Below are 12,647 nucleotides of genomic sequence, written 5' to 3'. Positions count from 1 at the left end.
GACACTGCGGAAGCACAAAGCTTCCGCAGTCATTCCCGAAATCAGGAAAGAACAACATTGCTGCTGGTGAGAGCGCTCTTGTCGCTCACATCAGCCAGCGTCAGCGTCGTCTTGCTGTCGAGATGCAGCGTCAGGCCAGCCGACGAAACTGTGGAGTTATCAAGAATGCTAGCAAAGCTGGACTGCGTCAGGCCGAAACCGGACAGGTCGAGCGTGTTATTGGCTGCCGTGAAATCCTTGATGACATCCGCAGCGCCCGCACCGGTGCGCATGATGTCGAACGTGTTGCCGGCTCCTGCGCCACCCGTCATCGTCATGCTGCTGTTGGCAATGAACGTGTCAGCACCTGTACCGCCCGTAGCGGAGAAATTGCCACCGGAGTTGCCAGCCGCACTGATGAAGGTCAGACCGGCCGAGCCTGTCTGCGTGACGGACTGTGTACCACTACCGCCGGTGATGGACCCACTACGGCTCGCATCGACGGTCAGTGTAGCCGTGTTATCCATGGTCCCGAACAGAACCGACACGTCCTGAGCGGTAATGGTATCGGCTCCCTGAATCGAGCCTGTCACGCTGACACCGCCATAACCGGTGCCGTCGGTACCCGCCTCGTTGATATATGAGTTCTTGAGCGCTCCAACCGTCAGATCCGTTCCAACGGTTTCAATGTGGGAGTTATTCGCTGTGTCGATGTGGCTGGCGCGCCCCAACGTTGCGTCGGAATTTTCCAGATCATGTATCTGAGTCTTCATACCGGCGGTCAGTGTGCCGTTCTTGAACACATCAAAAACAGAATCCGTTCCCGTCGTAACGGTCAGGTCATTACTGTTTGAAAACTGAGATTTGTTGCCGGTAATGATCGTGGCATCATGGGCATTAACGAACGTACTATATGCGCCCGTATTATACGTCCCGCCGCTAACATTCACAAACGTATTGTATGCGACGGATGAACCACTCACCGACCCTGTATAGCCAGTGATCGTATTCAGACCGGCATTAAGGGTAAGAGTGTCGTTCGACGCAGTATTCGAAAAATATATGTTATTATTTGCGCCATAAACAGTCGTATCCAGCGACCCAGACGCATAGACAGTGTCACCGTTCTGCACCGTCATTTTCGCAGCGTCACTGCCTGAATTGACGACAATATCTGTCTGGCCGCTCTGAAGATTGGCCGAATCGCCCGAACCATTCAGAAAAAATTGACCTGTAGTCGTAACCATTTAGACACCTCAGAAGTCTGTCTATTCGTTTCTTCCGCAGCTTGGAGACTGACACAAAGCTTCTAATTGGTAAACGGAATATCAAAAACTCTTCCACAAAATAAATTTTTAATTATTTTTTAACTAAGGTCCAAGATCTTCTCTTACTGCCTTAACACTCCAAAATACGCCGCTTTCCGCCGAAAATGCTCTAAAACGCTTTCCCTACACCTACCGCTTCAAATGCATACCCGACATACCAGTCATTCGCACGGCGAAATTCTATTCCACTCACTACCTGACGGTCGCCCAGCAGGTTTCACCCCCCATATCCAATCACGCTCTCATTTCCACTTCACTGGACAGCTCTCACCTTTTCCAGCTCAACCGTCATGCGACCGATTTTCGGATGCTCCATGCTGACACGCACTGGCACCAATCCCCGCCCCTCGACATTTTCAAACCACACACTCCCCCCATGGGGCGTTCGCAAGGAGGTGCTTCGGTGTCCCTTCACGAACCCGGCGACCTGATGCCCCATAAAGTCGCAGCGTAACGCGGGCACCCGCCATTCCTTGTCCACGCCGGGCGGCACTTCCACGGCTCCCGTGTGCAACTCCATCCGCGTCAGCCGGATGCCATCGAAAATGTCATAGGTGGCGTCACATCGCCCCGTACTGCGGACGCTCACAAACAGCTTTGCCATTGTCGCCAGAATATCCGCAGCCCCCTGCTGCATCGTATCGGAGACTGGCTCCCGGTCATCCTCGGCCGGCTCAAGTTGCTCGATTTTTGGATTACCGCCGGGATAATGAATGATGACATGGCGCATCATCCCGCGACTCCAGCCGGTACTTTCGTAGAACTGCGGCTTCACCTGCCCCTGTTCAATGCTTCCACGTGCATTCGCATGGATGTTCATCCGCATGAACAGGCTCACCAACCCGTCTGCGCGCGCCTCCATCGTGGTTTCGTAGCGATTGTCCGTCAGTCGGAAGTTCGTCTCGACCGACAGAACCGACAGCCAGTGAGAATAGACCGTGTAACTCAGATGAGAGGAACCAGCAGTGCTCCCGGTTTCCTCATTCCCGGCCTGTGCGGGGAGGGTTCTTCCCCCAAGTGCAGCGAGAAGAAAGGTGATTCCCAGCAGTTTCTTTCCCTGTCTAGGAAAACGAAATCCGGAACGGGACTGAGATCTTGTCTGTTTCATAGGGAAAACTCAGCACGAAGAACAAAAAACAGGCAAGGTGTCACGCTCAGACGCCCACCTCTTTGTCCCGTCGCCGATATCCCAGCAAAGCCGATAGTTCTGCTGCGGAAGAAACCGCCAGACTGGCAATTTTTTCTGGATCACACTCTTCATGGGCAGGTTTGGGCTGACTTAACCCTAGTCCCGCAACCGTCACGCCGCGTGAATCATGGACCGGCGCCGCGAAGCACCACACACCTGCATGGATCTGCTCGTCATCCAGAGCATAGCCAAGCTCAGCCGCTTGATGGATTTCCTTCAGAACTTCGTCAGGCGTCACGGGACACCGCGCCGTCAGAGGCGCGGGCCATGTCGCAAGCGGGTAAAGAGAAATCCACTCCCGCAACGCCGAAGGTGTCATGGCCGCAAGCTGGACCTTGCCCGTGGCCGTGTAAATGGCGGGGAGCTTTAACCCCACATTATAGTGAACGCCCAGTCCCCGCTCACTCGCTCTGCTGGCAAGATAGACCACTTCATCTCCGTCCAACGCACCGAGACTGACAGTGTAATTGCCCAGTTCGGGACAGGCTCCGATGAGATGATGAAACGCCCCAAGCAAATCGCGTGGTGAACTGACATGCGCCGCCCAGTCCAGTAGACGAGGCCCCGGTCGATAACCCGATCCATGTCCACCCGTCTGCTCCAGCAATCCCAGTTCCGTCATGACGGTGACGAGTCCATGAACGGAACTGCGCGGCAGATCGAGCAGGCGGGCAATCTCGCCCGCATTGGGAGGCACTTCACGATCACCAACAAGGTCCAGTATGCGCACGGCACGTCGAAGTGCCGGCACGCTCTCGTTTTCCCTTGTGCCACCCATCACGTTTTCATCCTTGACGCCGCTGGCGGGAATCGCCTATATCCGAGATACGGGATCGTGTTCAATATAATGAACAATAATAAACCGAACACGGTCTCGTCGGGTTCTCTGAAAATTACCCCGCAAGGCGGGCGCGCAGAACCAGCCAACCTTACCCAACAGCCAGACCAATCTGCTTGATGTCGTGGAACGCAAGGTCAGGATTCATTTCCTCCGTGCGACGCATCATGAACGCCGAACTGGCGAGATACACCGGATCACCATCCAGATCATCCGCCATGGACGACCGGTTCGCCACCGCGAACGCCTCCAACTTGGCCTTGTCTCCAGTCACCCAGCGCGCCAGCGAGAACGGCGTAGAATCAAAGCCGATACCCACCCCGTATTCGCCTTTGAGACGTGCCTGAAGCACGTCCAACTGCAGCGTGCCCACCACTCCAACGATCGGCTGCGCACCGTCCTGCGGACGGAACAACTGCACCACTCCCTCTTCCGCCAGTTCCGTCAGGGCCTGACGCAGCTTCTTGGCTTTCATTGCGTCGTCGAGCCGTACACGGCGGAGAATTTCGGGAGCGAAGTAAGGCACACCTGTAAAGCGCAGTTCTTCACCCTCCGTCAGGGTGTCACCGATGCGCAGCGTGCCATGATTCGGGATTCCCACCACATCGCCAGCAAAAGCTTCCTCCGCCAACTGACGGTCGCGCGCGAAGAAGAACTGCGGCGTATGCAGCGCGAAATTCTTGCCTGTCCGCGTATGATGTAGCCTCATTCCACGTGTCAGTCGCCCTGAGCAGACACGGGCAAACGCAATACGGTCACGATGATTCGGGTCCATATTGGCCTGAATCTTGAACACCAGAGCCGTCATACCCGGCTCATCCGCCTTTACGGTGCGTGTCTCCGTCGCCTGATCGCGTGGAGCAGGACCGAAGGCCACCAACGCATCGAGAAGATCGGTCACACCGATCTCTTTCATCGCACTACCAAAGAACACCGGCGTCAAATGTCCCTCATCGAAGGCCTGCCGATCGAACTCAGGCAGTCCTGCCTCCGCCAGTTCCAGATCTTCAGCCAACTGAATCATGCGTGGATCGGACTGCGTCAGTTCCGATGTGACATGCAACTGCTTGTTGTACAGATCATATGTGCCAACGAACGTAGCGGCGCGTCCTACAGGCCAGGTCGCTGGAGAGGTGTCGAGCGCCAGCGAGGACGAAATTTCGTCCAGAAGCGCGAACGGATCCTGCGCCTCACGATCCATCTTGTTGATGAACGTCACGATGGGAATGTCGCGCATCCGGCAGATTTCGAACAGCTTACGCGTGCGGTCCTCAATGCCTTTCGCTGCATCGATCACCATCACAGCCGAGTCAACGGCGGTCAGCGTGCGGTAGGTATCTTCCGAAAAGTCTTCATGACCCGGTGTGTCGAGCAGATTGAAAACACAACCGCCATATTCAAACGTCATCACGGATGTCACGACCGAAATCCCACGATCCCGCTCGATACCCATCCAGTCCGAGCGCGTGCGTCGTCGTTCGCCCTTCGCGCGCACACTGCCCGCCATCTGAATCGCTCCACCGGCACGTAGGATGCGCTCGGTCAGCGTCGTCTTACCGGCGTCAGGATGAGAGATAATGGCAAAGGTGCGACGCCGCGCGATGGCATCGGCAATAGCTGTCTGACCGGCGGGAGCGGATTGCGTCTGGGACATGGCGTGCGGCACTTCTGCAAGGCTTGAGACGGGTCAATCCGCCCCGAAAATGGAAACGCCGGGCGGAGAGACAATCTCCGCCCGGCGCCAGAAATATCCCGACCACATGAGCCGGGTCGTCTCGTCCAAATCAGCGCGAGTAGAACTCGACCACCAAGTTCGGTTCCATCTGCACCGGGTAGGGAACATCTCCCAGCTTCGGCGTACGCAGGAAAGAACCTTTCATCTGACGATGATCGACTTCCATGTATTCCGGCACATCGCGCTCACCCGTCTGAGACGCATCGAGAACAGCCGCGAGCTGCTTGGACTTCTCGCGCACCTCAATCACGTCACCCTCACGCACGAGGTAGGACGGGATGTTCACCTTCTTGCCGTTCACCAGCACATGGCCATGATTGACGAACTGACGCGCCGCGAACGGCGTGATGGCGAACTTCAGGCGGTACACAACGGCGTCCAGACGGCGCTCCAGCAGACCGATCAGGTTCTCGGAGGTATCGCCCTTGCGACGGACGGCTTCCTCATAATATTTGCGGAACTGCTTCTCGCTGATGTTGCCGTAATAGCCCTTCAGCTTCTGCTTCGCCATCAGCTGGACAGAGTAGTCCGAAGGCTTGCTCTTACGACGCTGGCCGTGCTGACCCGGACCGTACTCACGACGGTTGACCGGCGACTTCGCGCGGCCCCACAGGTTGACGCCCAGACGGCGATTGATCTTGTACTTGCTCTCAAGGCGCTTGCTCATATGCGCGCTCTGCTTTCATCTTCGCGGCGTGACAGGCATCAGCCCGTACGCTCGTGGCACCGGTAGTCCTCGTCCAGAATGGAGCGAAGCGGGCGCGTTTCGTATTACTGCCTTTGGGGAGCATACACCCATCAAGGCAGCCGAACCGTCCACGTTCCCGGCAATGGGAGCGGCCTATAGAGGGTCTGACCTCTATTTGTCAATCGCCACCCTCTTCTAGAATCAACCGAAGAAGCCCCGGAAAACGGGCTTCCAGCTCGGTCTCGCGCAGTGCATTCACATGCTCAGTCCCACTCACCGTTGTGCGCACCAGACCGGCCGCCCTCAGAACCCGGAAATGGTGCGACATGGTCGAACGCGGTCGATCCATCGTGAGCGCTGCGCAATTGAGAGCACCGTGCCGTGCCAGCTTTCGCACCATAGCCAGCCGTACGGGATCCGACAGGGCAGCAAACAGCCGACAGATATCCACATCTGCAATAACCGGATGCTCGTAACGCTCCATGGTTCTGCGGCACTCCCTATAGTCTGCACCTGATACGCGAATGAAACGCTCCCGTCATGCAACACCTTGCCTCTTTAAGTTCGACTTTTTTCGAACTATGATCCGGATCGCCTCTCAACAGGCAGGAGATATCCTCATGACCAGCCTTTTCGATCCCATCCGTATCGGTGCCATCAATGCACCCAACCGTATTATCATGGCCCCCCTCACCCGTGGCCGTGCCACTCGCGAGCACGTTCCCACCCCCATCATGGCGGAATATTATGCCCAGCGAGCTAGTGCGGGGCTGATCGTCTCGGAGGCCACCGGCATCAGCCCGCAGGGACTCGGCTGGCCCTACGCACCGGGAATATGGTCCGAGGAACAGGTCGAAGCCTGGAAGCCCGTCACTCAGGCCGTGCACGAGGCCGGTGGACGCATCATCACGCAGATATGGCATATGGGTCGTGCCGTTCACTCCTCAGTAACGGGCGAGCAACCGGTGTCGTCCTCAGTCGGGAAAGCTCCCGGTGAAGTGCACACTTATGAAGGCAAAAAGCCTTACGAAGAGGCCCGTGCTCTAAGGCTGGATGAAATCCCCGGCCTTTTGGACACGTACGAGCGGGCGGCGCGCAATGCGATGGCGGCTGGCTTCGACGGTGTGCAGATTCACGCCGCCAATGGCTATCTGATCGATGAATTCCTGCGCAACGGCGTCAATCACCGCACCGATGCTTACGGTGGGTCACCAGAAAACCGTATCCGCCTGCTTCGCGAGGTCACTGAACGCGTGATCGCCACCATCGGTGCGGATCGTACGAGCGTGCGTCTTTCCCCGAATGGGGAAACTCAGGGAGTGGATGACAGCGATCCGGCGGCAGTCTTTCTTCCGGCCGCCCGGATGCTGTCCGATCTCGGGATCGCGTCACTCGGCCTGCGCGAACCGGGGCCGAACGGAACATTCGGTACCACCACAGTCCCCAAACTCTCTCCGCGCATCCGCGAAGTGTTCAAGGGCGTCTTGATACTCAATTCCGATTACACCCCCGAACTGGCGCAGGAAGCTCTCGATTCCGGCGTGGCCGATGCCATAAGCTTCGGGCGGCCGTTCATTTCAAATCCCGACCTTCCTGAGCGCATCCGGCGGCATCTTCCGTTGGCTCCTGACAATATGAAGACTTGGTACTCACAGGGCACAGAAGGCTATCTCGACTATCCGCCCGCCTCCTGACAGCACAATAAAAAAGGGCATCTTTTGGGATGCCCTTTTTAAATCACGAAACAGCAGCCGCCGATTCTTCGTTCTCTTCTCTATCAGGAGATGGCTGAGGCTCATCCGCCAGATTATTGCCTCCATTCTCCTGCTGATAAGCCGAACGGGAACGGGCCGCCCGTTCCTGACGTTCGATCTGGGCCTGCTGGGCTGCCTGAGCCATGGCGTTCAGAATACGAAAATAATGTTCGGCATGCTGAAAACAGGCCTCGGCCGTCACCCGATCGCCACCGCTTGTCGCATCCCGCCCAAGCTGAAGATATTTCTCGAACAACTGCTGGGCCGTGCCGCGCACCCGCACCTCTGGACCATTGCTGTCGAAGACATGATTACGGTTCAGCGGTATCTGCCCGTTCTGCTGGCGTGAGCCACCGCCGGAGCTTCCTGAACGGTGATTACGGCTGCGCGTACGTTTCATATTCATGGTGTTACCACGACACTTTCCTGTCTCTTCCGGCCATTGCCGGGCTCGAGCCCTGTCAGACCGGTATTGTCCTGCTGTCTGCTTTATCAAGGGTGAGGGGCTGAGGACTGCACAGGCAAATCACTCTTACCAACCTGCTTGAGACCATTTCTGACGACAGATACAAAGCGTATCGTGAAAAGACACGTTTTCCGATGAACCGTCAGACGCTCTGCTACCTTTTGACCACACTATGGCGTCCCATGCAAGGGGAGATCGCACAGTAATAGCCCATGAAAAACACGTCCCTTACGCAGAGGGTGCTTCCAGCACGACAGCACGGGGAATCCGTCCCAGATCGACCCGAATATCCACAACCTTCAGATCAACAGCACGGGCAAGACGCGTCACATCTTCATGCTGCTCAATACCGATCTCGATAACCGCCAAACCACCGGAAACGAGGAGCCGCCGTAGAGCCGGAATCAGATACCGGTATTCCCGCAACCCATCGGCTCCTCCATCCAGCGCGCTGGCCGGCTCATGAGCCGACACCTCAACCATAAGGCCTGAAATGTCGTCGCTCGGAATATAGGGAGGATTGGAGAGAATGACATCGAAGCGTTTCTCCTCCACAGCCGCATCCCAAGCGGAAACCATGAACGCCGCCCGCTGGTCCAAGCCCGTCCTGCGTGCATTCCGCGCCGCAAGCAAAGCCGCTTCAGGGACGCGGTCCACTCCGATCCCGAAAGCCGCTGTATATTCACTCAGCGCCGCAAGCAGCAGACAGCCCGTGCCTGTGCCAAGATCAAGGAAGGTGTAGGCCGCTTCCCGATCAGGACGGTGATCCAGCAACGCTTCGATCAGAGTCTCTGTATCGCCACGTGGCACGAGAGTGTCGGCCGAGACTTCCAGATCCAGTGTCCAGAACCCCTGCCGTCCACTCAGATGCGCCATTGGCTCACCTGCCGCGCGCCGCGCAACCAATGCATCATATGCAAGCGCAGCATTGTCCGACACGGTATCGCCACCGTGTGCAAGCTGCCACGGCACATCATGGCCAGATGCCAGCTCAAACAGCAGTCGCGCCTCGCGCCGCGGCTGCTCAATAGCTTTTACCGCAAGTCGCGTGGTTGCAGCCGCAATTGCCTCACCCACTGTCAGAGCAGCCTTGCCCATCATGAGCCTATGTTGCCGCTGCGCATCAAACTTCCCATATGTCAAACTCTCTTCCGGGCCATTGCGCCCTTCCTCTTCCCATTCCCAGCATGAGGTTCACGCAGCATGAAACGACAGGCCGATCGGAAGCGCTTCCCTCGTTCGTCCTTCCGATTTTTTTGCATATCGGCGCTGTTCGGACTGGGTCTTTTCCCCATTCTGGCTCAAGCAGGCGAATTCAAGGTGGAAGACGGAAAAGCCAGCGAGGAAATCTCCGAGATATCCCGCCTGTACGTAGATGGCGAACTGGCTGCAACCTTTACACTCGACAACCGCACGCCCGAAAAGCAGGCGATCATCCACATATCGGACACGCACGCAGACCATTCCTACGCTCTTTGCGGAGAAATCGTCATTGAGGGGCCAGATGGCCACCCCGTCACACGAGAGGTCAGCAGTGAAGGTACTCTTCATTCACCGGATGGGCATACCTTTCAGGCAATGGGCGCACATGATTTCACCGATTTTTTCCTGATGGATCCGACCAGTCCCTCAACTGCACAGCATACGGCAGGTCGGACAGGCGCCTGCACCGTTGCCACAAGCTAATCGAACACCTTCAATCAGCCATGACAACACAATTGCGACCATTTCTCTTACCCCGGTAAAGGGCACGATCCGCACGCCCCACGATTCGGCCGGGCGTGTCGCCCGGGATGCGCACAGCCAATCCTATACTGCATGTCACAACGATCTCATGCCCTTCATAAACAAGAGGTTCGCGCAACAGCTCATGCAGCCGTCCAACCTGCGTGGTCAGAGCCTGAACGGAGGGAATCGACGTAAACACCACAATCAGTTCCTCTCCGCCGTAACGTCCCGGGACCGCCCCCACTCCACTTCCCTGACGGAGACGGTGTCCGTACTGCTCCAGCACGAAGTCACCGCCCTGATGACCGAGTGTGTCATTGATGGCTTTGAAATGGTCGATATCGATAAGAGCCACCGCCATCAGATCATCCGGTCCGATCGAATTCATCAGACTCTCCAGTTCGTCGCACACAGCGCGCCGATTGAGCAGGCCCGTTAGCACATCGACCCGGGATTGCTGACGCAACTGCGCCTGCATTTCCTCCATGAAGCGAGTCCGTCCCCGCACGGCCTGCTCGATATGCCGACGCCGCGCGGCCGCGACAGCTCTGAAAGTAATCATTCCGCCCACGACCAGAACAAGAACACTGCAGAAGCCCCACACAATCATACGGGTCGTGAACGAAGCCCCTTTGGTCTGAGCCGCATGGAAAGACGCAGCGGTGGCGGAACGCCCGTACAGGACGTCCACCGCCTGCACGTCGAAGGAAATCTGCTTTCCTTTCATATCCGGCCATGTGACGAACATGGCCGAAGTTTCGTGCTCATCCTCATCCAGCGGCATCAGGTGATAATGGTACCGCAGGCTGCCATGCCCCACAAAAGTGGGGGCGACATATTCCAGCCGCAACTCCTGATGACCCTCCGCCTCATCCATCGGTCTGGACAGCAGATCAACAGATCCAAGCCGAGCTGACGTGATGCGCGTATGCAATTGAGGCAATGCCGGAAGATGCGCAGGATCTGTCAGACGGGAAAGCCCTCCCTCGGTCCCGAACCACATCGTTCCATCGTCATCTTCACTGATGGCGCCGGGAAGTATCGCGTTGGAGGTCAGTCCCGAACTCGTATCCAGATGCGTCCAACCGGAAGGGGAAAGAATATCCAGCCCCTGAAGTCCCCCCATCCATATCCAGCCCCGACTGTCCCGGAACAAAGCCTGCACGAGCCCCTGTCCATGCACGCCATCGGCACCCGTGACCGTCGCCTCTCCTTCCTCCGGAAGTGTCACCTTCCGTACGCCACCCCGCTCTCCCGCGATCCAGACATCGTTATTGGTCGAGACCGCCATCAAGCGACCCGCTCCAATGCCCTGTTCTTCCACATCGATTTGCGGGTCGAAGACATCCTCAGCCGCTTTCTGACGAAAAAGCACCGTATCGGTCAGCACGAGCAGACGACCGAACTGATCGAGAGACAGCGCATTGACGCGCCGATCCCGCAAACTTAGAGGACGCGGCAATCGAGCAGGCGGGTGCACCGGATCATCCAGCCTGACGAGACCCGTCATCGTGCCAACCCACAGACGGCCAGCACTATCGACGTCAAGAGCACCGGTAAGGGACGAGAGCGAGGCAAGACGCTGCACACGGCCCGTCAGAACATCCAGTCGCAGGAGCGTTCCACTCTTTTCAACGATCCACAGTGCGCCATCCGTGCTGCGCACCATCGACTTTACGTCAATATCGTAATGCGCAAGCGGTGTTGTCAGATCGCCTCCTTCGGCAATCGTATAACGGAACAAACCGTTCGAAGTCGCCAGCCATACGGCGTTGCCTCCTTCCCGATGAACGATGCTGACATGGGAGGGAGCGTGTTCACCTTGCGGCGAGACGGATTTCCAGAAAGGAAAGCCCGCCACTCTCATAACACCACGTTCCGCACCTGCCAGCCACAAACCGTTTTCACGGTCCACAAAGGCCGCCGTCACGTCCCGCCGCCCATACCCCGGCAACGAGTCCATCTCACGCCATGCGCCATCCGGCGAACGGACCATCAGGGTTTCACCAACCGACGTCACCACTGAACCGCCCTGCATTTCGACGACGAAAGAAGGCCGGAAATTCCCTACATTACCGGAACGGGAAGGAAGAGGTTCGGCATGTACATCGCCCTTGACGCCGATACGCAGCAAATGCGTGGCACCGCGTGCGGTAACTCCTCCGTCGGGAGCGGCCGTTAATGCGTTCCAAGTCTCCGAAGGTACACCTTGTTGTTTTCCAAAAACAACCAACGCACCATTCCGCACACGACACAGAGCACCACCTCCGCATCCCATCCACAACGTGTCCGCCTGAACCGCGAGACTTCCCAGCGCAGACGCATCCAGAGCCACATCATCGATAAGCGTGGAATTACCGGGAGCAGTTAATGCAAATCGTTCAACGAGTGGGTCTTCGTTTTTCCGGGACCGCACACGCCAGAGCGCACCCCGCTCATCCATGACGATAAAATCATGAGCGAACGCGGCTACCCGCATCCGACGACCAGACACCGGCAGAGGGACGTGCCGGAAAGCGCCATCCGCCCGCAACCACACACCATCATGGGCGACCACCATCAACTGATCGGACGCCTCCGAGGCCGCAAGCGCGCTTACATCCGTCAGATTTCCATGATCGCCGACATCGACGCGCGTGAATTCCCCACCCGAGCTGACATAGAGACCCGCATGGCCACCTATGTACAGAAAACCGTCCCGGTCCTGAGCAAATGCCTGCACCGCCGATGCGCTCAGTCCCCCCTGCCCGTCAAACAGCCTTACGGTCTGAGCAACGGCTGGACTTCCTACGCAGGCTCCCAACAAGACACCAAGTGTCAGAGCGGCAATCGAGAGCGCCGCCCTCTTACGGCCCCATGCCCGCCGTCTCTGGAGACGCTTCGGGTAATCTACATATCCTGAATGACGCACGGCGGCTCAAACTGCCTTCATGAAATGAATA

General features: G+C 57.4%; 11 protein-coding genes. 2 read left to right on the top strand and 9 right to left on the bottom strand.

The annotated features are described in order from the left end of the window. Positions 1–41 precede the first annotated feature (41 nt). From KUA11_RS10805 to KUA11_RS10780, 6 genes are all read right to left on the bottom strand, one after another. Positions 42–752, bottom strand: coding sequence for a hypothetical protein (locus KUA11_RS10805; protein WP_217410293.1), 711 nt, complete (start codon positions 750–752; stop codon positions 42–44). An 808-nt stretch (positions 753–1,560) separates the two neighbouring features. Continuing rightward, positions 1,561–2,415: a DUF3108 domain-containing protein gene (locus tag KUA11_RS10800; protein WP_217410292.1), complete on the bottom strand. Its 855-nt coding sequence runs from the start codon at positions 2,413–2,415 to the stop codon at positions 1,561–1,563. Between the two features lie 46 nt (positions 2,416–2,461). Continuing rightward, positions 2,462–3,274, bottom strand: a complete 813-nt coding sequence (locus KUA11_RS10795; RefSeq protein ID WP_217410291.1) for an IclR family transcriptional regulator — start codon at positions 3,272–3,274, stop codon at positions 2,462–2,464. Between the two features lie 151 nt (positions 3,275–3,425). After that, positions 3,426–4,988: a peptide chain release factor 3 gene (locus tag KUA11_RS10790; protein ID WP_217410290.1), complete on the bottom strand. Its 1,563-nt coding sequence runs from the start codon at positions 4,986–4,988 to the stop codon at positions 3,426–3,428. Between the two features lie 130 nt (positions 4,989–5,118). Then, entirely contained in the window at positions 5,119–5,736 is a 618-nt protein-coding gene (gene rpsD, locus KUA11_RS10785; RefSeq protein ID WP_166315264.1) for a 30S ribosomal protein S4, read from the bottom strand. A 199-nt stretch (positions 5,737–5,935) separates the two neighbouring features. Then, the gene (locus KUA11_RS10780; RefSeq protein WP_217410289.1) at positions 5,936–6,241 is read right to left on the bottom strand and encodes an ArsR/SmtB family transcription factor; all 306 of its coding nucleotides are present in this window, start codon (positions 6,239–6,241) and stop codon (positions 5,936–5,938) included. Positions 6,242–6,377: 136 nt separating this feature from the next. Here KUA11_RS10780 and KUA11_RS10775 point away from each other — a divergent pair, with 136 nt between their 5' ends. After that, positions 6,378–7,451, top strand: coding sequence for an alkene reductase (locus KUA11_RS10775; RefSeq protein WP_217410288.1), 1,074 nt, complete (start codon positions 6,378–6,380; stop codon positions 7,449–7,451). Between the two features lie 43 nt (positions 7,452–7,494). Here KUA11_RS10775 and KUA11_RS10770 read toward each other — a convergent pair whose 3' ends face one another. Both KUA11_RS10770 and prmC read right to left on the bottom strand, forming a co-directional pair. Then, positions 7,495–7,917, bottom strand: coding sequence for a DUF4167 domain-containing protein (locus tag KUA11_RS10770; protein WP_166315255.1), 423 nt, complete (start codon positions 7,915–7,917; stop codon positions 7,495–7,497). 288 nt (positions 7,918–8,205) lie between these two features. Continuing rightward, positions 8,206–9,078 (bottom strand): peptide chain release factor N(5)-glutamine methyltransferase, encoded by an 873-nt coding sequence (gene prmC, locus KUA11_RS10765; RefSeq protein WP_254454853.1) that lies wholly within the window; start codon positions 9,076–9,078, stop codon positions 8,206–8,208. Positions 9,079–9,180: 102 nt separating this feature from the next. On the opposite strand from prmC, the gene KUA11_RS10760 reads away from it, so the two are divergent. Next, positions 9,181–9,663, top strand: a complete 483-nt coding sequence (locus KUA11_RS10760; RefSeq protein ID WP_254454852.1) for a hypothetical protein — start codon at positions 9,181–9,183, stop codon at positions 9,661–9,663. A gap of 10 nt (positions 9,664–9,673) precedes the next feature. Here the strand turns inward: KUA11_RS10760 and KUA11_RS17860 are convergent, their stop codons facing one another. Continuing rightward, on the bottom strand, positions 9,674–12,616 hold the full coding sequence (locus KUA11_RS17860) for a diguanylate cyclase domain-containing protein (protein ID WP_217410287.1): 2,943 nt from the start codon (positions 12,614–12,616) through the stop codon (positions 9,674–9,676). Positions 12,617–12,647 lie beyond the last annotated feature (31 nt).

The organism is Acetobacter estunensis, from assembly GCF_019083805.1.
Classification (GTDB): domain Bacteria; phylum Pseudomonadota; class Alphaproteobacteria; order Acetobacterales; family Acetobacteraceae; genus Acetobacter; species Acetobacter estunensis_A.
This window is presented reverse-complemented; position numbering and strand designations above follow the sequence as displayed.